Here is a 22417-nt window from a genome sequence, read left to right on the forward strand (position 1 = left end):
AACGGGCGCCCATGCGCCGCGCGAACGCGGTCCGGTTTCGTCAAACGTCAATTCTGGGCAAAACCCGCGGCGGTTTCCATGTCCACCGCGACGATCCGCGACACGCCCTGCTCCTGCATCGTCACGCCGATCAGCTGCTGCGCCATCTCCATCGCGATCTTGTTGTGCGAGATGAACAGGAACTGCGTCTTGTCGGACATCGCGCGCACGAGGTTCGCGAAACGCTCCGTGTTCGCGTCGTCGAGCGGCGCGTCGACCTCGTCGAGCAGACAGAATGGCGCCGGGTTCAACTGGAACATCGCGAACACCAATGCGGTCGCGGTCAACGCCTTTTCACCACCCGACAGCAGATGGATGGTCGCGTTCTTCTTGCCCGGCGGCTGCGCCATCACCTGCACGCCCGCGTCGAGGATCTCGTCGCCCGTCATGATCAGCTTCGCCTGACCGCCGCCGAACAGGCGCGGGAACAGATCGCTGAAGTGACGGTTGACCTCGTCGAACGTGCCCTGCAGCAGCGTACGAGTTTCCTGGTCGATCTTGTGGATCGCGTCCTCGAGCGTCGTGATCGCGTCGGTCAGGTCGGCGGATTGCGCATCGAGGAACACCTTGCGCTCGCTCGCGGCCTTCAGCTCGTCGAGTGCAGCCATGTTCACCGGGCCAAGCGCATTGATCGCGTTGTTCAGGCGCGTGACCTCGCCCTGCAGGTACGACGGTTTCAGGTCCGGCGTCAGCTTGGCGCGCAGCGCTTCCTCGTCGACCTCGGCGGCGGTGAGCTGCTCGGCGAACTGCTCGACGGCCAGGCGCGCGGCCTGCTCCTTCAGCTGCAGCTCGGTAATGCGGTCGCGCAGCGGCTGCAGCGAACGTTCGGCGACGAGACGCTGTTCGTCGGACGCGCGCAACTTCGCGGTCAGGTCGTCGAGTTCGATCCGCGCGGCCTGGAGCGCCTCCTCCTTCACCGCGCGAATTTCGAGCGCATCCTGCAAGCCCGTGTGCGCGGTCTGCTCGTTGATCGTTTCAAGCTCCGCGCGCGCATCTTCCAGCGACGCGGCCACACGTTCGCTCTGCTCGTGCGCGACCTGGATGCTGCGCTTCAGTTCGTCGATCCGCGTGACCGCGTTGCGTGCGGCGAAACGCGCGTCGTTCGCGCCGCGCTCGAGGTCACGCGCTTCCTGACGTGCCTGCGTCAGCGATTCGTCGAGCGCCTCGAACGCAAGCTGGTTGTCCTCGAAGCGCGCCTGCAGTTCCGCGAGCTCGCCGTCGAAACGCTCGAAGTTCGCTTCGGATTCCGCGCGCAGCGCGCGCTGCTCGTCGATCTGCGCGCCGATTTCCTCCAGCTCCTCGCGGATCTGCGTGCTGCGCTGCGTGTAACGCTCGTGCGCCTGCGCGAGCTTCAGCACCTCCATCTGCAGCGCGTGCACGCGCTGTGTCGCGCGTTCGGCCTGCGCACGCAGATCGCCGAGCGCCTGCGTGGCCTGCGTGTGCGCGGCTTCCGCGCGCACGGCTGCCGTGCGCGCGTCGTCGGCGAGCAACGCCTGCGCGCGCACCTGGCGCGTCAGGTTTTCGATTTCCTGCTGGCGGGCCAGCATCCCGGCCTGCTCCGAATCGGCCGCGTACAGCTGCACGCCGACACGCGTGACGATATGGCCGGCCTTGACGACGAACGCGCCGCCCGCCGGCAGTTGCGCACGCGTCGCGAGCGCCTGCGCGACGTCGTCGGCGACGTACACGTTGCCGAGCCAGTCGTTCAACACCGCGCGAATCCCCGCATCGTCGATGCGCACGAGCGACAGCACCGGGCGCAGGCCCGCCGGGGCGGCCGGCGCCTCACCGGCCATCGGCGGCGCGTAGAACGCAAGCTTCGCCGGCGGCGCATCGGTCGCGAATGCCTTCACCCAGTCGAGATTCGACACTTCAAGCGCGGCGAGGCGCTCGCGCAGCACGGCTTCGAGCGCCGCTTCCCAGCCGGCTTCGACATGCAGCTTCTTCCAAAGGCGCGGCAGCGCGCCGAGCTCGTGCTTGTCGAGCCACGGCTGGATCTTGCCTTCGGTCTGCACGTTCTCCTGCAGTTGCTTGAGTGCGGCCAGCCGCGCCTCGAGCTGGTGGATCTGCGCGCTTTCCGCCTGCACGCGCTCCTGCGCGGCACGGCGCTCGCCGTCGAGGCGCGGCAGCGCCTCCTGCGCATCGCTCAGACGTGCCTGCGCTTCCGCGAGAATTTCCTCCTGCTCGGCGAGCTGCATGCGCAGTTCCTCGAGCTGCGCTTCATCGGGTGCGTCGAGGCCGCCCGCCTCGGCCTTCAGGCGCTCGTGGCGCTGCTGGAGCTGCTGGAGCTGCTGGTCCGCATTGCGCTGGTGCGCGGCTTCGAGCTTCAGCGACTGTTCGGTCTGCGCGATCCGCGCGCGCTCATCGTTGAGCTGCGCCTGCGCGTCGCGCCATTTCGCTTCGAGCGCCGGCAGCGCGTCGTGCTTTGCGGCGGCGGCGTCTTCCGCGAGCGCGGCCTTCTCGTCGGCGATCGCGCGTGCCTCTTCGGCTTCCTCGAGCTCGTCCTGCGCTTTCTCCGCCTGCGCACGCCATTGCTCGCGCTGCGCGTTCAGCGCGGCGATCTGCGCCTGCACGCGGTTGCGCGATTCGACGATGAACTTGATCTCGGCCTCGAGGCGGCTCACTTCGGCGTTCGCTTCGTACAGCGCGCCCTGTGCGCCCTGCATCGCGTCGCTCGCCGAGTAATGCGCGACCCGCAGCGTTTCGAGCTGCGCCTCGACCTCGCGCAGCTTCGCCGTCTGCGCGTCGAGGTCGATCTGCGCCTGCTCGATCGCGCGCTGCTGCTTCTGCTGCTCGCCCGCGGCCTCGTTCTTGCGCAGCAGCCACAACAGGCGCTGCTTCTCCTCGCCGTCGGCGACGAGTTCCTTGTACTTGGTCGCGACGACGGCCTGCGCCTCCAGCTTCTCGAGGTTCGCGCCGAGTTCGCGAACGATGTCCTCGACGCGGGTCAGGTTCTCGCGCGTGTCGTGCAGGCGGTTCTCGGTCTCGCGGCGGCGCTCCTTGTACTTCGACACCCCCGCGGCTTCCTCGAGAAACACGCGCAGCTCTTCCGGCTTCGCCTCGATGATCCGGGCGATCATGCCCTGCCCGATGATCGCGTAGGCGCGCGGCCCGAGCCCCGTGCCCAGGAAGATGTCCTGGATGTCGCGGCGGCGCGCCGGCAGGTTGTTGATGTAGTAGCTCGACGTGCCGTCGCGCGTGAGCACGCGCTTGACGGCGATCTCGCCGTATTGCCCCCACTGTCCGGCCGCACGGCCGTCGGAGTTGTCGAAGATCAGTTCCACGCTCGCCCGGCTGCCGGGCTTGCGGGCGGTCGAGCCGTTGAAGATCACGTCCTGCATCGACTCGCCGCGCAGCTCGGACGCCCGCGACTCGCCGAGCACCCAGCGCACGGCATCGATGATGTTGGACTTGCCGCACCCGTTCGGGCCTACCACGCCGACCAACTGGCCCGGAACCTGGAAATGCGTGGGATCGACGAAGGATTTGAAGCCAGCGAGTTTGATCGAGCTCAGACGCACGGCGGTATCGGATGTGAAGAAGGTGTGAAACGGACGGGGCCGCGTCGCGCGGGGCCGAGCGGCCCGTACGCGCGATGCGCCCCGGAATTCAAAAACGGGGCCGCGCGCATCTGAAGCGTTGGGCCCCGCAAACGGCTTCCATCATACCATCGCGCGTGCGCCGTCCCGACCGCCGCCGGGTTTGCCCGATGCGGGCGCGGCGCGATGGACCCGGCTCGACAGCAGCGTCGCCAGCACGATGCACGCGCCGCCCGCCCACTCGCGCGCGCTCGGCAATTCGTTCGCGAACACCCACGCGGACAGCGCGGTGATCACGATCTCGAACAACATGATGATCGACGCGCGGTTCGCGGGCACGCGCGCGAGCCCGTACTGCACAAGCAGATTATTTGCGGCCATCGTCACGCCGATCGCGACGATGATCAGCGCGGCCGGACCGACTTGCCCGCTGGCGGGCGCCGCCGGCAGTCCTTCGACCAGCGACGCGGCCGCGCCGAACACCGCCGCGCCGCCGAACAGCGTCGCGGTGCGCATCTCGGCGCGCATCTCCGGAAGCTCGCGACTCGCCTTGATCACGAGCACGTTGCTCATCGCGAAACTGAGGCCCGCAGCAAGGCCCGCCCATTCGGCCGGATTGGCCGGCAGCGGCACGCCGAGCTTCGGCGACCACAGCATCAGCATCGCGCCGCCGATCGACAGCGCCGCGAGGCCGGCGCCGGCCCACGTCAGCCGCTCGCGCAGCAGGAAGTGCGCATAGATCGCGGTCCAAGCCGGCGTCAGATAGAACAGCAGCATCACGCGCAGCACTTCGCCGTGAATCGTGCCCCACACGAACCCCAGGTTGGTCACGCCAGCCGTGATCGCGATGCCGGGCAGCACCCAGTGCCAGCGCAGCGTCGCGATCGTGCGGTGCCGGGCCACGATCACGAACAGGAACGCGACCGCGCTCGTCAGCGCGCTGGCCAGCGTGCCGGTCAGCCCGAGCGACGCGAGAATCCGCAGCGGATACCAGATCAGGCCCCATACCGACGCGCCGATCAGGATGGCCAGCGTCGGCAGGCTGCCGCGTACCGCGTTGTTCATTTGATTCGATACCCTCTATTCGACCGGCCCGGCCGCCGTTGCGGCGGGCCGTGACCGCATTGCATCACGCTATAATCGTCCGTTGCGACCTGCGCGCCGCCGGCGCCTGCTCGCAGACGTGCGGCACCCGCGCCGCCCCTTTCGCTCCAACCGGCCGCGATGGCCGCTTCGCCCGTGAACCCTCGACTCGATTCGCTCCAGCCCTATCCCTTCGAAAAGCTGCGCGCCCTGTTCAAGGACGTGACGCCTTCCGGCGAACTCAAACCGATCAGCTTCGGCATCGGCGAGCCGAAGCACCCGACGCCCGCGCTGATCCGCGACGCCGTGGTCGCCGCGCTCGACGGCCTCGCGTCGTACCCGGCCACGGCCGGCTCGGACGCGCTGCGCACGTCGATCGCGCAGTGGCTCGAACGCCGCTACGGGCTGCCGGCGATCGATCCGGCCACGCAGGTGCTGCCGGTGTCAGGCTCGCGCGAGGCGCTGTTCTCGCTCGCGCAGACGGTGATCGACGCGCGGGCGCGCACCGACGGCAAGAAAGCGATCGTACTCTGTCCGAATCCTTTCTATCAAATTTACGAAGGCGCGGCGCTGCTCGCCGGTGCCGAACCCTATTTCGCGAACAGCGACCCGGCGCGCAACTTCGCGTGCGACTACGCGGCCGTGCCCGACGAAGTGTGGGCGCGCACACAGTTGCTCTACGTGTGCTCGCCCGGCAACCCGACCGGTGCCGTGCTGACGCTCGACGACTGGCGCGAGCTGTTCGCGCTGTCGGACCGTCACGGCTTCGTGATCGCGTCGGACGAATGCTATTCGGAAATCTACTTCGACGAAGCGGCGCCGCCGCTCGGCGGGCTCGAGGCCGCGCATCGCCTCGGCCGCGGCTTCGAGCGGCTCGTGATGCTGTCGAGCCTGTCGAAGCGCTCGAACGTGCCCGGCATGCGCTCGGGCTTCGTCGCCGGCGACGCCGCGCTGCTGAAAAAATTCCTGCTGTACCGCACGTATCACGGCGCCGCGCTGTCGCCGGTGTGGCAGCACGCGAGCATCGCCGCGTGGAACGACGAGGCGCACGTGCGCGACAACCGCGCGCTGTATCTGCAGAAGTTCAGCACGGTCACGCCGATGCTCGCCGACGTGATCGACGTGAAGCTGCCCGACGCCGCGTTCTACCTGTGGGCCAACGTCGCGCGCACCGGCCTGTCGGACACCGAGTTCGCCCGCCGACTGTACGCCGACTATAATGTGACGGTTCTGCCCGGCTCGTACCTGGCGCGCGACGCGCGCGGCACGAATCCGGGCCGCGATTTCATCCGGATCGCGCTCGTCGCGGGCACCCCCGAATGCGTCGAGGGCGCGCAACGCATCGTCGATTTCTGCCGCTCACTCGCGCGGTAAGACGTCCATCCCGATCAATTCCATCCATCTCCTGCGAAAACGAACATGTCGCAACAACTTCAGCAAATCATCGATACCGCCTGGGAAAACCGCGCCGAGCTGTCGCCGAAGGCCGCGCCCGCCGAAGTCCGGGAAGCCGTCGCTCACGCGATCGAGCAGCTCGACAAAGGTGCACTGCGCGTCGCCGAGAAGATCGACGGCAACTGGACCGTGCACCAGTGGCTGAAGAAAGCCGTGCTGCTGTCGTTCCGCCTGGAGGACAACGCACCGATGCCGGCCGGCGGCTACTCGCAGTTTTACGACAAGGTGCCGTCGAAGTTCGCAAACTACACGGCCGAAGACTTCGCCGCGGGCGGCTTCCGCGTCGTGCCGCCGGCCATCGCGCGCCGCGGCTCGTTCATCGCGAAGAACGTCGTGCTGATGCCGTCGTACACCAACATCGGCGCGTACGTCGATGAAGGCACGATGGTCGACACGTGGGCGACGGTCGGTTCGTGCGCACAGATCGGCAAGAACGTGCACCTGTCGGGCGGCGTCGGCATCGGCGGCGTGCTCGAGCCGCTGCAGGCGAACCCCGTCATCATCGAAGACAACTGCTTCATCGGCGCGCGCTCGGAAGTCGTCGAAGGCGTGATCGTCGAGGAGAACTCGGTGATTTCGATGGGCGTGTACCTCGGCCAGAGCACGAAGATCTACGATCGCGAAACCGGCGAAGTCAGCTACGGCCGCATCCCGGCCGGCTCGGTCGTCGTCGCGGGCAACCTGCCGTCGAAGGACGGCTCGCACAGCCTGTACTGCGCGGTGATCGTGAAGAAGGTCGACGCGAAGACCCGCGCGAAGGTCGGCCTGAACGAGCTGCTGCGAGGCGACTGATGGCCAAGCCGCGCACCGTGGTCGTCTACGGCATCCCGAACTGCGACACCGTGAAGAAGGCCCGCGTGTGGCTCGACGAGCACGGCGTCGAGTTCGAGTTCCACGACTTCAAGAAGCTCGGCGTCAGTGCACCGCTCGTCGAAGACTGGCTGAAGGACGTGTCGCTCGACGCGCTCGTGAACAAGCGCGGCACGACGTGGCGCGGCCTGGACGACGCCATGAAGGCGGCCGCGGAAACGAAGTCCGGCGCAGTCGCGCTGATGATCCACAAGCCGTCGGTCATCAAGCGGCCCGTTCTCGTCGTCAACGGTCGCGTGAAATCGCTCGGCTTCGTCGCCGACCAGTACGCGGCGCTGTTTGCCGCCTAGGGGCGCGCTGCGCGGCCGCGCAAGACGCCTCATCGCTGCCGGCCCCGCGCCGGCATTTTTTATCGAAAGTGGTCCGAACCATGTCCGCCACCCTAGCCCTTACCGAACAGCTGATTGCCCGTGCGTCCGTCACGCCCGACGATCAGCACTGCCAGCAGATCATGACCGAACGCCTCGAGGCGCTCGGCTTCGAATGCGAGACCATCGCGTCGCATGGCGTGACCAATCTGTGGGCCGTCAAGCGCGGCACCGACGGCCGCGATGGCAAGCTGCTCGCGTTCGCGGGCCACACCGACGTCGTCCCGACCGGCCCGCTCGAACAGTGGACATCGCCGCCGTTCATTCCCGCGCATCGCGACGGCAAGCTGTACGGCCGCGGCGCGGCAGACATGAAGACGTCGCTCGCGGCGTTCGTCGTCGCGTCCGAGGAATTCGTCGCGGCCCACCCCGGCCACCGCGGCGCGATCGCATTCCTGATCACGAGCGACGAGGAAGGCCCGGCCACCGACGGCACCGTGAAGGTCGTCGAACTGCTCGAAGCGCGCGGCGAACGTCTCGACTACTGCATCGTCGGCGAGCCGACGTCGACCGCCGCCCTCGGCGACGTCGTGAAGAACGGCCGCCGCGGCTCGATGTCGGGCGAACTGATCGTCAAGGGCGTGCAGGGCCACATTGCGTACCCGCACCTCGCGAAGAACCCGATCCACCTGCTCGCACCGGCGCTCGCCGAGCTCGCCGCCGAACAGTGGGACGAAGGCAACGAATACTTTCCGCCGACCACGTGGCAGGTGTCGAACCTGCACGCGGGCACCGGCGCGACCAACGTGATCCCCGGCCATGCGGAGCTCATGTTCAACTTCCGCTTTTCGACGGCGAGCACCGTCGAGGGCCTGCAGGCGCGCGTGCATGCGATCCTCGACAAGCACGCGCTCGAATACTCGCTGAAGTGGTCGGTGAGCGGCTTGCCGTTCCTCACGCCGCGCGGCGAACTGTCGAACGCGCTCGAAAACGCGATCCGCGCGGAGACCGGCCTCACGACCGAGCTGTCGACGACAGGCGGCACGTCCGATGGACGCTTCATCGCACGTATCTGCCCGCAGGTGATCGAATTCGGGCCGCCGAACGGCAGCATCCATAAAATCGACGAGCACATCGACGTGCGCTTCATCGACCCGCTGAAGAACATATACCGCGGCGTGCTCGAACAACTGATCGCCTGACGGAGCCCTGCATGACCACACCTTTTGCAACTGTTCGCGATCTGCTGCGCTACGCGGTCACCCGTTTTTCGAAGGCGAAGCTCGCGTTCGGTCACGGCTCGGACAATGCGTACGACGAAGCCGCATACCTCGTACTGCATACGCTGGACCTGCCGCTCGACACGCTCGAGCCATTCCTCGATGCCCGCCTGCTGCCCGACGAAATCGACGCCGTGCTCGCGGTGATCGAACGACGCGCGACGGAGCGCGTGCCGGCCGCGTATCTCACGCATGAAGCGTGGATGCATGGACACCGCTTCTACGTCGACGAGCGCGTGATCGTGCCGCGGTCGTTCATCGGCGAGCTGCTCGACGACGGGCTGCAGCCGTATGTCGCCGACCCCGAGCAAGTTGGCGCGGTACTTGAGCTGTGCACCGGCTCCGGCTGCCTCGCGATCCTCGCGGCCAGCGCGTTCCCGAACGCCGAGATCGACGCGGTCGACCTGTCGGACAAGGCGCTCGAAGTCGCAGAAATCAACGTGCGCGACTACGGCCTCGACGATCGCATCACGCTGCACCGCGGCGACCTGTACGCACCGCTGCCCGCGTTCCGCACGGAACCCGGCGCACGCTACGACGTGATCCTGACGAACCCGCCGTACGTGAACGCGGCGTCGATGGCGGCGCTGCCGGCCGAGTACCGGCACGAGCCCGAAATGGCACTCGCCGGCGGTGACGACGGGATGGACATCGTGCGGCGAATCATCGCGCAAGCGCACAAGTGGCTGCACGACGACGGCGTGCTCGTCGTCGAAATCGGCAACGAGCGCGAGAACGTCGAAGCCGCGTTCGGCGGCCTCGAACTCACGTGGCTGCCCACCAGCGCGGGCGATGACACCGTATTCCTGATCCAGGCGTCCGACCTGCCGCGCAAGGCCTGACCGGCACGCTGCGACCGAACCATGCGGCACGGCGCCCCGCTGTCCCGCACGGTTCGGTAAGATGCGCGTGAGCGGCCGCCGCGCCGCCTGACTTCAGGAGTCCGTCACGCGCCTATGACCCTCGACTGGCTACATCTGGGCACCCTGATCCTGGCCATCCACGTGCTCGGGATCGTCGCGGCGTGTCACGCGCTCATGAACACGCGCACGTCGCAAGGCGCGATCGCATGGGCCGTGTCGCTCGCCGCGATGCCGTACCTGACGCTCATCCCCTACCTGTTCCTTGGCCGCAGCAAGTTCTCCGGCTACGTCGACGCGCGGCGCCAGGAAACGAAGGCGCTGCGCACGCACACGCCGCGCGCACCGTGGCTCGATGCGGGCGCAACCGACGGGCCGGCCGCCGACGCGATCGGCCGCGCCGCCGTGCTCGCGCTCACGCGGCTCGGCGGCATGCCGTTCGTCGGCGGCAATGCGGTGCGCACGCTGGTGAACGGCGATGCGACCTTCTCGGCGATCCTGTCGGCGATCGATGCCGCGCGCGATTACGTGATCGTCCAGTTTTTCATCGTGCGCGACGACGCACTCGGCCAGATGCTGCGCGACGCGCTGCTCGCGCGCGCGGCGGCGGGTGTACGCTGCTACGTGCTGTACGACAGCATCGGCAGCTTCGACCTGCCGCACAGCTACGTCGATACGCTGCGCCGCGGCGGCGTCGAAGTGTCGCCGTTCGCGACCCACCGCAAGTTCGTCAACCGCTTCCAGCTGAACTTCCGCAACCATCGCAAAATCGTCGTCGTCGACGGTAATCGCGCGTTCGTCGGCGGCCACAACGTCGGCGTCGAGTATCTCGGTGCGAACCGGCGCCTGTCGCCGTGGCGCGACACCCATATCGAGATTCGCGGCCCCGCGGTCGCCAGCATCCAGTACGTGTTCGCCGAAGACTGGCACTGGGCCACGCAAACGCTGCCGCCGCTCGCCGGACCGCCGCCGGCGCTCCCCGACGACACGATGCATTGCCTTGCGGTGCCGATGGGGCCGGCCGACAAACAGGAAACGGGCTCGCTGTTCTTCGTCGAGGCGATCAATGCCGCGCGCGAACGGGTGTGGATCACGACACCTTATCTCGTACCCGACGAGGCGGTAATCGCCGCACTGAAGCTTGCGGTGATGCGCGGCGTCGACGTGCGCATCCTGATCCCGAGCCGGCGCGATCACTACGTCGTGTTCGAGGCGTCGAAGCTGTACGCACGGGACCTCGTCGACGCGGGCGTGAAGGTGTTCCGCTACCGGCCCGGATTCCTGCACCAGAAAGTCGTGCTGATCGACCGCAGCGCGGCCGCGGTCGGCAGCGCGAATCTCGACAATCGCTCGTTCCGCCTCAACTTCGAGATCATGGTGCTGACCGTCGACCGTGCGTTTGCCGACGAGGTCGCAGCGATGCTCGATGCCGATTTCGCGCAGGCCTACGAGGTCGATGCGAGCGAGTACCGGCTCTCGCCGGCGTGGCGGCGCATCGCGATGCACGTCGCCCGCCTGTTCGCGCCGATCCTGTAGCACCGGCCCAAGCCGCGGATTCGCCCCCGCGGCCGGCACCGCGGCGCACGCTCGAATGCGCTGCAATCGTACGAGGCGAGCGCGGCACGCCTGCCCCGCCCGGCTCTGTCACCGCGCGCGCCGTTTCAAACGCTCAAAGCAGCTTCTCGATGTCCGCGGCGATTTCGTCGGGCTTCGTCGACGGCGCATAGCGCTTGACGATGCGCCCTTCGCGGTCGACCAGGAATTTCGTGAAGTTCCACTTGATCGCCTTCAGGCCGAGGATGCCGGGCGCCTCGTCGGTCAGGTAGCGGTACAGCGGATGCGCGTGCTCGCCCTTCACGTCGATCTTCGCGAACATCGGGAACGTGACGCCGTAGTTGCGCTGGCAGAACGCGCCGATTTGCGCGGCATCGCCCGGCTCCTGCTTGCCGAACTGGTTGCACGGGAAGCCGAGCACGAAGAAGCCGCGCGCAGCGTACTGGTCGTACAGCTTCTGCAGGCCCGCATATTGCGGCGTGAAGCCGCACTCGCTCGCGGTGTTGACGATCAGCAGCACCTTGCCGCGATACGCATCGAGCGACGCCGGCTGGCCGGCGAGCGTGTCGGCCGTGAACGAATACAGGGTGGACATCGGGCACTCCTTTTACGAAACCGGATCGACGTGGAGTCTAGGCGAAATCGCGCCGTCGCGGGATCGGCCGAACGGCCGATATCCGGCGCGACCCGCGCGCGGTCTAGAATAGCGGTTTTGGCCAGTCATCCCCGCCGTGATCCGTTTCAATCAGTTCAGCCTTGCGCGCGGCACCAAGCCGCTGTTCGAGTCGGCCTCGTTCGTGCTCAATCCCGGCGAGAAGGCCGGCCTGATCGGCGCGAACGGCGCCGGCAAATCGACGCTGTTTTCGGTGCTGCGGGGCGAGCTGCATTCCGACGGCGGCGATTTCTCGATGCCGCCGTCGTGGCGGATCGCCCACGTGTCGCAGGAAACGCCCGCCGTCGACCGCTCGGCGCTCGACTACACGCTCGACGGCGACACTGCCCTGCGCGAGATCGAGGCGCGCATCGCCGCCGCTTCTGCCGCGCATGACGGCGCCGCCGAAGCCGACGCGCATGCGGCGTTCGCCGATGCAGACGGCTATACCGCACCGGCGCGCGCGGAAGCGCTGCTGCTCGGCCTCGGCTTCACGCTCGCGCAGACGCGCGAATCGGTCGCGAGTTTCTCCGGCGGCTGGCGCATGCGGCTGAACCTCGCGCAAGCGCTGATGTGCCGCTCCGACCTGCTGTTGCTCGACGAGCCGACCAACCACCTCGACCTCGACGCGATCGTCTGGCTGGAAGACTGGCTGCACCGCTATCCCGGCACGCTCGTCGTGATCTCGCACGACCGCGAATTCCTCGATTCGATCTGCAACGTCACGCTGCATCTGGAAAACCGCCAGGTGAAGCGCTACGGCGGCAACTACTCGCAATTCGAGGTGTTGCGTGCGCAGCAATTGGCGCTCCAGCAAAGCGCGTACGAAAAACAGCAGAAGACGATCGAGCACTTGCAGAGCTTCGTCGACCGCTTCAAGGCCAAGGCGACCAAGGCCAAGCAGGCACAGAGCCGGATGAAGGCGCTCGAGAAGATGGAACTGATCGCGCCTGCGCACATCGCGTCGCCGTTCACGTTCGAGTTCCGCACGCCCGACGCCGCGCCGAACCCGATGATGGTGATGGAAGACGTGCGCTGCGGCTACCATGCCGACGACGGCACCGAGATCCCGATCGTCGAGCGCGTCACGCTGTCGATCCAGAACGGCCAGCGCATCGGCCTGCTCGGTGCGAACGGCCAGGGCAAGTCGACGCTGATCAAGACGCTGGCCGGCACGCTCGCGCCGCTGTCGGGGCATGTGCGCGACGGCAAGGGCCTGACGATCGGCTATTTCGCGCAGCACCAGCTCGAAACACTGCGCGAAGACGATTCGCCGCTCGCGCATCTTGCGCGGCTCGCACCCGACACGCGAGAACAAGAGTTGCGCGACTTCCTCGGCGGCTTCAATTTCTCGGGCGACATGGCGACGAGCCCGGTCGGCCCGTTCTCCGGCGGCGAGAAAGCACGGCTCGCGCTCGCGCTGATCATCTGGCAGAAGCCGAACCTGCTGCTGCTCGACGAACCGACCAACCACCTCGACCTCGAAACGCGCCACGCGCTGACGATGGCGCTCGCGCAATTCGAAGGCACGCTGATCCTCGTGTCGCACGATCGTCACCTGCTGCGTGCGACCACCGACCAGTTCATGCTCGTCGCGAAGCATCGTCTCCAGCCGTTCGACGGCGACCTCGACGACTACCGCGACTGGCTGCTGCAGCATGCGGCCGAGCAGCGCGCGGCCGCGAAGGCCGACAGCGTGTCCGCGGGCGCCGACCCGGCGGTGAACCGCAAGGACCAGAAGCGTCAGGCGGCCGAGGAGCGCCAGCGCTTGTCGCAACTGAAGAAGCCGCTGCAGAACCGGATTACGAAGCTCGAGAAGGAAATGGAAACGCTGCACGCGGAGAAGGCGCGACTCGACGCGTTCGTCGCCGATCCGGCGAGCTACGACGCCGCGCGCAAGACGGAACTGACCGAAGCGATCCGCAAGCTGGGCGAGGTCAATACGCGGCTCGAAACGGTCGAGGCCGACTGGCTCGCGGTGCAGGAAGAACTCGAGCAGATCGGCTGATCCTGGCCCGGGCACGGTCGGCCGGCGCGCGATTGGCGTAGGCGCGCTCGCCGGTGCGTCGGCGGCGGCAAGCGGGGCCGCTCGCGCCCGACACGGCGCCAAACCCGGAAACGACAAGACCGGGCGCCCTGGCCCGGCCTTGTCGTCGTTGCTTCGCCGATACAGCGGCCCGCGATGCGCTTAGCGCCGCGGCAACGTATCGCGCGGCATCTGCTCGTCGTCACCCATCAGGTGACGCCGCCCTTCGGTCGGCCGGCGGATTACCGCTACGACCTCGGCTTCAGTCACGTCCTCGGACACGACGCGGCGCGCGAGACGCCCGTCGTCGTCGATCCACTCGACGATCCGGCATCCACCGCCCCACGGCTGGACGATCGGTTCGGATACGCGGCAGCCGCGCAGGTTGTAAAGGCGTCCGCCCGGCGTTTCCCCATACTGTTTCAACATAGGTTCCCTTCGCATTGCGCGGTTCGACAATCCGGCAAAGGATAGGGAAAAGCGATGTCCGGCGGGTTACAGCAGCCTACATATTCTTTACAGCCAATTACGCGATAGAACACCCCCGGCAGGAGCGCGGTGCAGCCGCCCGCCTGCGGTCATTCGAGATCGCGCACGCGGTCGATTGCCTGCTCGAGCCGCTCGACGGCCATTACGTTCAGCCCGTCGATCGGCTGCTTCGGCGCGTTCGCCTTCGGGATCAGCGCGGCGGTGAAACCGAGCTTCGCCGCCTCGCGCAGCCGCTCCTGGCCACGCGGCGACGGCCGGATCTCGCCCGCCAGCCCGACTTCGCCGAATACGATCAGCCCTTTCGGCAGCGCCTTGTTGCGCATCGACGAATGAATCGCGAGCAGCACCGCGAGGTCGGCGGCCGGCTCGGTGATCTTCACGCCGCCGACCGCGTTCAGGAACACGTCCTGGTCGAAACAGGCGATGCCCGCGTGCCGGTGCAGGACCGCGAGGAGCATCGCGAGCCGGTTCTGCTCGAGCCCGACCGCGAGCCGGCGCGGATTCGGCACGTGGGCCGTATCGACGAGCGCCTGGATTTCGACGAGCAGCGGACGCGTACCCTCCTGCGTGACAAGCACGCACGAACCCGGCACTACCTGCTCGTGCTGCGACAGGAACAGCGCAGACGGGTTTGCCACGCCGCGCAACCCGCGCTCGGTCATCGCGAACACGCCGAGTTCGTTGACGGCGCCAAAACGGTTCTTGAATGCGCGCACGAGCCGGAACGACGAATGCGTATCGCCCTCGAAGTACAGCACCGTGTCGACGATGTGCTCGAGCACGCGGGGCCCGGCGAGGTTGCCCTCCTTCGTCACGTGCCCGACCATGATGATCGCGGTGCCCGACTGCTTCGCGATGCGCGTGAGCTGCGCCGCGCACTCGCGCACCTGCGCGACCGAGCCCGGCGCCGACGTCAGCGCATCGGAATAGACGGTCTGGATCGAGTCGATCACGGCGACGTCCGGCCGTTCGGCGTCGATCGCGGCCTGGATCTTCTCGAGCTGGATTTCAGCGAGCAGCTTCAGCTCTGCCGCCGGCGCGCCGCCGTCGAGCAGTGCCAGCCGTTGCGCGCGCAACGCGATCTGCGCGGCCGATTCCTCGCCGCTGATATAGAGCGCACGCCGCTCGCTCGCGATGTCGGCCAGCGACTGCAGCAGCAGCGTCGACTTGCCGATGCCCGGATCGCCGCCAATCAGCACGACGCCGCCCGGCACCAGCCCGCCACCCAGCACGCGATCGAATTCGCCGATGCCGGTCGAGAAGCGCGGCACGTCGGCCGCCTCGATGTCGACGAGGCGCTGCACCGGCGCGCGTTTCGCGAGCGACTGGAATCGATGGGCGGCCGGCGACTCGGCGACCGATTCGACGAGCGTGTTCCACGCCTGGCATGACGGGCACTGGCCCTGCCACTTCGGAGTTTGTCCGCCGCACTCGCTGCAGACGTACACGGTTTTCTGTTTGGCCACGCGTGCTGCCCTTATTCCGTTATTCCGCGCGCACCGGTACGCGGGCGGCGACCGCGCACATCAGTTCATAACCGATGGTCCCGCAATGCCGCGCGACGTCGTCGATCGGCAGCGCGTTGCCCCACAGCTCGACGCGCGCGCCAATGCCGGCCTGCGGGCACGGGGTCAGATCGACAGTGATCATGTCCATCGACACGCGGCCGACGATCCGCGTGCGGATGCCGTCGACGATCACCGGCGTGCCCTCCGGCGCGACGCGCGGATAGCCGTCCGCGTAACCGCACGCGACGACGCCGATGCGCATCTGCGTTTGCGCGAGAAACGTCGAGCCGTAGCCGATCGCCTGCCCCTTCGCGATGGTCTGCACGGCAATCAGCTCCGACGCGAGCGTCATCGCCGGCTTCAGGCCCGTATCCGCGATATCGGCCGACACACCCGACGGCGATGCGCCGTAGAGTACGATCCCCGGCCGCACCCAGTCGAAGTGCGTATCCGGATGCCACAGCACGGCGGCCGAATTCGCGAGGCTGCGCGCACCGGCAATGTTTTCCGCACCGCGCTCGAACGTCGCAAGCTGCTCGGCGACGCCGCGCTCGTTATCGGCATCCGAAAAATGGGTCATCAACGTGATCTGCCCGATGCCCGGGCACGCACGGGCGCGCTCCCACGCCGCGCGATATTTTTCCGGCGTATAACCCAGCCGGTTCATCCCGCTGTTCATCTTCAGCTGCACGTTGACGGGCTTCGACAGCCGCGCCGTCTCCAGCATCCGCATCTGCTCGTCGTTGTGGACGGTCGTCGTCAGGCTGTAACGGTCGATCACGTCGATGTCGGTCGAGCGGAAGAACCCTTCGAGCAGCAGGATCGGGCCGGCCCAACCGAGCTCGCGCAGCTTCACCGCCTCGTCGAGGTCGAGCAGGCCGAAGCCGTCGGTACCTCGCAAGCCCGGAAACACGCGCGCGAGACCGTGGCCGTACGCATTGGCCTTGACGACCGCCCAGACCTTGGACGGGCCGGCAAGGCGGCGGACGACGGAGAGATTGTTCGCGAGAGCGGCGGTATGGATGGTGGCGGAGATCGGGCGCGGCATGGGAAATTTACGTAAAGACGCTTGCGAATCATCAGCTTACCGCGCCTTTTGAGCACCGAAGCCGACAATTTGCGGAACGATCGGGGAATCTTGCTAGTCCGAACTGCCGTATTTTCGTGTTATAAAGCCGTGCGCACAACCCATTTCGAACGGAATAAGCCGATCGCATACCAGGCGGCCTACGCGGCCCTGCCGCAGCGACGAAAGCATCGCATCAGATGAAAAAAGGTTTTTACACCATCATGGCCGCGCAGTTTTTCTCGTCGTTGGCCGACAATGCGCTTCTCATCGCCGCCATCGCCCTGCTGAAAGACCTCCACGCCCCGAACTGGATGACACCGCTGTTGAAGCTGTTCTTCGTGTTGTCCTATGTGGTGCTCGCGGCATACGTCGGTGCGTTCGCGGATTCGCGTCCGAAGGGCCGTGTGATGTTCATCACCAACACAATCAAGGTCGTCGGCTGCCTGATCATGCTGTTCGGCGCGCATCCGCTGATCGCATACGGGATCGTCGGGTTCGGCGCCGCCGCCTACTCGCCAGCGAAATACGGGATTCTGACCGAGCTGCTGCCGGCCGACCGGCTCGTCGCCGCGAACGGCTGGATCGAGGGCACGACCGTCAGCTCGATCATCCTCGGCACCGTGCTCGGCGGCGCGCTGATCAGCCCGCACATCGCGTCGCACGTGATCGCGCACACGCCCGCGTGGATCGGCACGCCGGCCGAAGCCGCGATGGCGATCATCATGGCGATCTACGTGATCGCCGCGATCTTCAACCTGCGAATCCCCGATACCGGCGCGCGCTATCCGAAGCAGGAGCGCGGCCCGGTCAGGCTGCTCACCGATTTCGCCGACTGTTTCATGGTGCTCTGGCGCGACAAGCTCGGCCAGATCTCGCTCGCGGTCACGACGCTGTTCTGGGGGGCCGGCGCGACGCTGCAGTTCATCGTGCTGAAGTGGGCCGAAGTCTCGCTGAACATGTCGCTGTCGGAGGGCGCGATCCTGCAGGCGGTGGTCGCGGTCGGCGTCGCGGGCGGCGCGATCGCCGCCGCCGCGCGGATTCCGCTGAAGAAATCGCTCACCGTGCTGCCGGTCGGGATCATCATGGGCATCGCGGTAATGCTGATGGCGTTCTACACGCGCGACCTGTTCCCGGCACACTGGGCCGTGCACTTCGGCCACCTGCGCCTGCCCGTCTACCTGATCGTCGCGTACATCTTCCTGATCTGCGTCGGCGCGCTGTCCGGCTACTTCGTGGTTCCGATGAATGCGCTGTTGCAGCATCGCGGCCACGTGCTGCTGTCGGCCGGCCACTCGATCGCGGTTCAGAACTTCAACGAGAACCTGTCGGTGCTCGTGATGCTGTGCCTGTATGCGGTGCTCGTCTGGCTCGACGTGCCGGTCGGCGTCGTAATCGTGCTGTTCGGCACGTTCGTGTGCCTGACGATGTGGCTCGTGATGCGCCGCCACCAGGCGAACCAGCGGCAGTTCGACTCGGTTGCGCTGATCGGCGAGTCGCGCCACTGACGCTACACTTGCGTTTCATTTCGCTTCCGCCCGCCGGCGCCGGTCTGTGCGCCGGCGCGCTGCCATCATGACGCATTCGATCCCCAACATCCTGACGATCGCCGGCTCCGATTCCGGTGGCGGCGCAGGCATCCAAGCCGACCTGAAAACCTTCTCCGCGCTCGGCGCGTACGGTGCGAGCGCAATCACCGCACTGACCGCGCAGAATACGCGCGGCGTGACCGGCGTGCACGCGCCGGACGCCGCGTTCGTGACCGCGCAGCTCGACGCGGTGTTCGACGACATCCGCATCGACGCAGTCAAGATCGGCATGCTCGCGAACGCGGCGATCGTACACGCGGTGGCCGACGCGCTGCGCCGTTATGCGCCGCGCTTCGTCGTGCTCGATACCGTGATGATCTCGAAGAGCGCACATGCGCTGCTCGCGCCCGATGCAGTCGACGCGTTGCGCGACGCGCTGATGCCGCTCGCGACCGTCGTCACGCCAAACCTGCCGGAAGCGGCCGCGTTGCTCGGCGATGCGCACGCAACCACCGAAGACGACATGGTCCGGCAAGGCCGCGCGCTGCTGAACACGGGTGCGCGCGCCGTGCTGATGAAAGGCGGCCATCTGCCGGACACGGCCGCGAGCCCCGACTGGCTCGTGGATGCGGCGCACGCGGTGCGACTGGACGGCACGCGCGTGCCGGTCGGCAATACGCACGGCACCGGCTGCACGCTGTCGTCGGCGATCGCCGCACTGCTGCCACAGCAGCCCGATCTCGACAGCGCGGTACGCGAAGCGAAGGCGTACCTCACCGGCGCGATCGCCGCAAGCGGCGAACTCGACGTCGGCCGCGGCGTCGGCCCGGTCCATCACTTTCATCGCTGGTGGTAGCGCGCGTCTGACGCGCGCTGCACGCTCAACGGTCCTGCGCGGCGAACGCCTGCGCACGGGCCGGCCAGTCGTCCGGCACGATGAAGCCGCGCGCGGTCTCCCGCCATACGCCGTCGTCGTACCGGCGATACACGCCAATCAGCGCGGGCGCCTGCCGAGCATTCAATATCGACGGCAGCGTCAGCGAATGCGCGAGAGGTTCCAGCGCGGCGTCGGCGCCCGCGCGCCGCGGCGCGAGCCAGGCGAGCCGCGGCAGCACGCTCCACGCGGCGCCGCCGGGCTGTGCGGACGCCCAGCGCGGCCATTGCGCATGCGTGAGCCAGAAGCCGTGCGAATGGTCGGCGGCGATTTCCGCGGACACCGGCGGCAGCGGCACGCCATGCGGATAGAACAGCCAGCCGCGTATGAACATCTGCGCATCGGACGGCGCGCCGTAGCCGAGCAGCGCGAACCCGTGGCGATCGCTGAGCCGCAACTGATGGTCGAGCAGGCGGCTGCGCTTGCGGTCGAGCCGGTCGACGAGATTCGGGCCGACGAAGTCGGCGAGCGAAGCGTCGCCCGGCACCGGCGCGCATAAATAGCACTTCACCGCCAGTTCCCAGTGCAGGCGCTGGCCGCCCGGCGCATCGACGAGGAAATCGACTTCGCCGAGCGTCTTGCCGTTGCTGCGCAGCGGCAGGTTCGCGGCGACGAGCCGCAGCGACGGCCCGTGTATCAGGAAATATTCGAGCAGGCATTCGGCGTAACGGCCGAGCCGCACCGGCCTCACTGCGTCGAGCGCGCGGTGCAGCGGCTCGGGCGCGGCATCGAGCGCGACGAGCCACGCTTCTGCGGCCACGCGTTCGACCGCGTCCGCCCACGGACGCGCGAGCGGCGCGCCAGGCGCCGCGGTCAGCAGGCTCGGGCTCGCGAGGAGCCAGCCCAGATCGCGCACCGCGGCGTCGCGCAGCGTATCGACGAACGCGAGCGCCGCGCCGTGCGTCATGGCCCGGCCGGCCCGTTCGGATCGGCGCCGCCGGCCCGCTCGAACGTGTCGCGCGCGAGGCACAGGTCTGCCCACGCTTTCGACTTGTCCTGAAGGCTGCGCAGCAGGTACGCCGGGTGGTAGGTGACGATCACCGGCACGCCTTCGTACGTGTGCACGCGGCCGCGCAGCGACGCGATGCTCGAATCGGTCTTCAGCAGCGTCTGCGCGGCGAAGCGGCCGAGCGCGACGATCAGCTTCGGCTTCACGAGCGCGACCTGGCGCTGCAGATACGGCTCGCAGCGCGCGACCTCGTCCGGCTCCGGGTTGCGGTTGCCCGGCGGGCGGCACTTGATCACGTTCGCGATGTAGACGTTGTTGCCACGCTTGAGCGCGAGCGACTGCAGCATGTTGTCGAGCAGCTTCCCGGCCTGGCCGACGAACGGCTCGCCCTGCTTGTCCTCGTTCTCGCCCGGCGCTTCGCCGATCAGCATCCAGTCCGCTTCGCGATCGCCGACGCCGAACACGGTGTTGGTGCGCTTTTCGCACAGGCGGCAGCTCGTGCAGCCGGCCACTCGCTCGGCGAGCGCGTCCCAGTCGAGCATCGCGACCGGCGTCGCGCTGGCGCGCGATTCCGTAGGCGGAAGCGGATCGCCGGGCGGCGCTGCGTCGAACCACGCGAAATCGTCTTCGGCAGGCGGCGGGATATCGTCCGCGGTAGCGGCAGACCCGCGATCGCCGTCCATCGCGCTGCGTGCAGTCGCCCAGACCGCTTCGCCGGCCGGCGCCGCAGCGGGTGCGGCCGCGCCAACCGGCGGGGTATCGTCACGTAACAACGTGCGTGCAGACAACTGCGTGCCGTGCGGGCGCGCCGGCTCCGGCGCCGCCGCGACGGCCGGCAATTCGTCGGTCGCGCCCGTTTCCGCAGCCGACACGTGCGCAGCTTCCTCGCGCGGCGCGTGCTGTCCGCGCCGCACCCAGATCTGCGCGAGCCCCAGTTCCTCGAGCGCTGCTTCAGCCCACGCCATGCGCATCCCCTTCGTCCTTGTTCAGCGTCAGACGCATCACCAGCGCGTCTTCACGGCTGCGATGCCGCGCCGGATAGTAATTCTTGCGCCGGCCGATCGTCACGAAGCCGAAGCGCTCGTATAAATGAATCGCCCGCGGATTGGACGGCCGCACCTCGAGCAGCACGCCGTCGAGCCCTTCCGCGCGCGAGATGCGCACGGCTTCGCGCAGCAGCGCGAGCCCCGCGCCGGACTGCTGGGCGGCCGGCGCAACGCACAGGTTCAGCAAGTGCATCTCGTCGATCACCGGCATCAGCACGCAATAGCCGACGAGCGCGCCCGTCACGTGCCGCAGGCATACGCCGAAATAGCCGTTGCGCAGCGAATCCTCGAAGTTTCCGCGACTCCACGGAAACTCGTACGCGACCTGCTCGATCGCGACCACTTCATCGAGATCGGCATCGGTCATCGGCGACAGATAACGATCGCTCAACAGTACGCCCGTCATCCTGTCGCTCCGCCCGTCTGCGCGGCGCGTGCCGCGACCCGCTCCGCGGTCGTCTGCGCGACCTTGTCGCGCACGTACTCGGGCGCGGCCTGATCGGCCTGCACCGTACGGCCGGCGCGGAACGCACGCAGCGCCGCATGCGCGACCGCCAGCGCATGGGGCAGCGCGTCGCCGTCGATCACGGCCGCGGCGGCTGCGGCCGGCAGTTGTGCGCCGAACGCGGCCGCCGCGTTGCCCGCAAGCGTAAACGGCACGTCGGGCACGCCGACGGCGCCCGGCGCATCGAGGGATGCGGGATGGAGCGTGCGCCAGTCGCCCGCGTCGTCGTCCCATCCGAAGTCGGCCCAGTACGCTTCGTCCATCCGCGCGTCGAGCGCCGCCAGCACGCGCGTCGTGCCGGGCGCGCGCAGCCGCGCATGCTCGGCGCACGCGAGCAGCGTGCCGATCGGCACGACGGGCAGCCCGCGTCCGAACGCGAGACCTTGCGTGATGCCGGTCGCGGTGCGCAGCCCGGTGAACGAGCCGGGGCCGGCCCCGAATGCGATCGCGTCGCAGTCGGCGAACGTCAGGCCGGATTCGGCGAACAGTTCCTGGATCGCCGGCAGCACGCGCGTGCTCGACACGGCGCCCGTCAGTTCGTGGCGTACCCAGGTTTGCGGGGTGGAAACGGCGTCACCGGCCGAAGCCGAGCGCAGCAATGCGACCGAGCAGTATTCGGTCGACGTATCGATGGCGAGGAGCACTGTTTGCGTCATGGCCGACATTGTAATGCGGCGCCCCGCTCTGACGGGCGATCGGCCCCGATCGCGACGCACGCGCCGGCC

Annotated in this window: 19 protein-coding genes; 9 read left to right on the forward strand and 10 right to left on the reverse strand. The window is 67.8% G+C overall.

All coding sequences use genetic code 11. The features are described from left to right. Positions 1-47: 47 nt before the first annotated feature. Together smc and WK25_RS09780 are read right to left on the reverse strand one after the other, a co-directional pair. Positions 48-3560, reverse strand: a complete 3513-nt coding sequence (smc, locus tag WK25_RS09775) for a chromosome segregation protein SMC (RefSeq protein WP_040144491.1) — start codon at positions 3558-3560, stop codon at positions 48-50. 141 nt (positions 3561-3701) lie between these two features. Then, complete coding sequence (locus WK25_RS09780; protein WP_069241513.1) at positions 3702-4643, reverse strand: DMT family transporter; 942 nt, start codon at positions 4641-4643, stop codon at positions 3702-3704. Positions 4644-4802: 159 nt separating this feature from the next. Here WK25_RS09780 and dapC point away from each other — a divergent pair, with 159 nt between their 5' ends. The 6 genes from dapC (at position 4803) to cls (ending at position 10970) form a co-directional block, all read left to right on the forward strand. Then, positions 4803-6035 (forward strand): succinyldiaminopimelate transaminase, encoded by a 1233-nt coding sequence (gene dapC / locus WK25_RS09785; protein ID WP_069241514.1) that lies wholly within the window; start codon positions 4803-4805, stop codon positions 6033-6035. Between the two features lie 45 nt (positions 6036-6080). Continuing rightward, the gene (dapD, locus tag WK25_RS09790; RefSeq protein WP_009695700.1) at positions 6081-6908 is read left to right on the forward strand and encodes a 2,3,4,5-tetrahydropyridine-2,6-dicarboxylate N-succinyltransferase; all 828 of its coding nucleotides are present in this window, start codon (positions 6081-6083) and stop codon (positions 6906-6908) included. Continuing rightward, the gene (locus WK25_RS09795; protein ID WP_040144494.1) at positions 6908-7276 is read left to right on the forward strand and encodes an ArsC family reductase; all 369 of its coding nucleotides are present in this window, start codon (positions 6908-6910) and stop codon (positions 7274-7276) included. Before dapD ends, WK25_RS09795 begins: the two co-directional genes overlap by 1 nt. A gap of 80 nt (positions 7277-7356) precedes the next feature. Continuing rightward, positions 7357-8496: a succinyl-diaminopimelate desuccinylase gene (dapE, locus tag WK25_RS09800; RefSeq protein ID WP_059547747.1), complete on the forward strand. Its 1140-nt coding sequence runs from the start codon at positions 7357-7359 to the stop codon at positions 8494-8496. Between the two features lie 11 nt (positions 8497-8507). Beyond that, the gene (gene prmB, locus WK25_RS09805; RefSeq protein ID WP_040144496.1) at positions 8508-9416 is read left to right on the forward strand and encodes a 50S ribosomal protein L3 N(5)-glutamine methyltransferase; all 909 of its coding nucleotides are present in this window, start codon (positions 8508-8510) and stop codon (positions 9414-9416) included. A gap of 114 nt (positions 9417-9530) precedes the next feature. Then, positions 9531-10970, forward strand: a complete 1440-nt coding sequence (gene cls / locus WK25_RS09810; protein WP_040144497.1) for a cardiolipin synthase — start codon at positions 9531-9533, stop codon at positions 10968-10970. 133 nt (positions 10971-11103) lie between these two features. Here cls and WK25_RS09815 read toward each other — a convergent pair whose 3' ends face one another. Further along, entirely contained in the window at positions 11104-11583 is a 480-nt protein-coding gene (locus WK25_RS09815) for a glutathione peroxidase (protein ID WP_040144498.1), read from the reverse strand. 136 nt (positions 11584-11719) lie between these two features. Between WK25_RS09815 and WK25_RS09820 the strand changes: the two genes are divergently transcribed. Next, on the forward strand, positions 11720-13648 hold the full coding sequence (locus WK25_RS09820) for an ATP-binding cassette domain-containing protein (protein WP_040144499.1): 1929 nt from the start codon (positions 11720-11722) through the stop codon (positions 13646-13648). Between the two features lie 180 nt (positions 13649-13828). On the opposite strand, the gene WK25_RS09825 is transcribed toward WK25_RS09820, so the two are convergent. The 3 genes from WK25_RS09825 to alr form a co-directional block, all read right to left on the reverse strand. Continuing rightward, complete coding sequence (locus WK25_RS09825; RefSeq protein ID WP_040144500.1) at positions 13829-14095, reverse strand: DUF2866 domain-containing protein; 267 nt, start codon at positions 14093-14095, stop codon at positions 13829-13831. Between the two features lie 149 nt (positions 14096-14244). Continuing rightward, positions 14245-15621 (reverse strand): DNA repair protein RadA, encoded by a 1377-nt coding sequence (radA, locus tag WK25_RS09830; RefSeq protein WP_040144501.1) that lies wholly within the window; start codon positions 15619-15621, stop codon positions 14245-14247. A 19-nt stretch (positions 15622-15640) separates the two neighbouring features. After that, entirely contained in the window at positions 15641-16711 is a 1071-nt protein-coding gene (gene alr / locus WK25_RS09835) for an alanine racemase (RefSeq protein WP_069241515.1), read from the reverse strand. 218 nt (positions 16712-16929) lie between these two features. On the opposite strand from alr, the gene lplT reads away from it, so the two are divergent. Together lplT and thiD are read left to right on the forward strand one after the other, a co-directional pair. Then, complete coding sequence (lplT, locus tag WK25_RS09840) at positions 16930-18237, forward strand: lysophospholipid transporter LplT (RefSeq protein ID WP_040144503.1); 1308 nt, start codon at positions 16930-16932, stop codon at positions 18235-18237. Positions 18238-18304: 67 nt separating this feature from the next. Then, entirely contained in the window at positions 18305-19114 is an 810-nt protein-coding gene (thiD, locus tag WK25_RS09845; RefSeq protein WP_069241971.1) for a bifunctional hydroxymethylpyrimidine kinase/phosphomethylpyrimidine kinase, read from the forward strand. Between the two features lie 25 nt (positions 19115-19139). Here the strand turns inward: thiD and WK25_RS09850 are convergent, their stop codons facing one another. From WK25_RS09850 to tsaB, 4 genes are read right to left on the reverse strand one after another with little or no spacing between them, the layout of a single operon-like run. Then, the gene (locus WK25_RS09850; RefSeq protein ID WP_040144504.1) at positions 19140-20099 is read right to left on the reverse strand and encodes a DUF1853 family protein; all 960 of its coding nucleotides are present in this window, start codon (positions 20097-20099) and stop codon (positions 19140-19142) included. Beyond that, on the reverse strand, positions 20096-21106 hold the full coding sequence (locus WK25_RS09855; RefSeq protein WP_069241516.1) for a uracil-DNA glycosylase: 1011 nt from the start codon (positions 21104-21106) through the stop codon (positions 20096-20098). Before WK25_RS09855 ends, WK25_RS09850 begins: the two co-directional genes overlap by 4 nt. Beyond that, a complete protein-coding gene (rimI, locus tag WK25_RS09860; protein WP_040144506.1) occupies positions 21093-21593 on the reverse strand; it encodes a ribosomal protein S18-alanine N-acetyltransferase in 501 nt (166 codons plus the stop codon). The genes WK25_RS09855 and rimI overlap by 14 nt, the downstream gene beginning before the upstream one ends. Further along, on the reverse strand, positions 21590-22357 hold the full coding sequence (tsaB, locus tag WK25_RS09865) for a tRNA (adenosine(37)-N6)-threonylcarbamoyltransferase complex dimerization subunit type 1 TsaB (RefSeq protein WP_040144507.1): 768 nt from the start codon (positions 22355-22357) through the stop codon (positions 21590-21592). Before tsaB ends, rimI begins: the two co-directional genes overlap by 4 nt. Positions 22358-22417: the final 60 nt, after the last annotated feature.

This window comes from Burkholderia latens (genome assembly GCF_001718795.1).
Classification (GTDB): Bacteria; Pseudomonadota; Gammaproteobacteria; order Burkholderiales; family Burkholderiaceae; genus Burkholderia; species Burkholderia latens_A.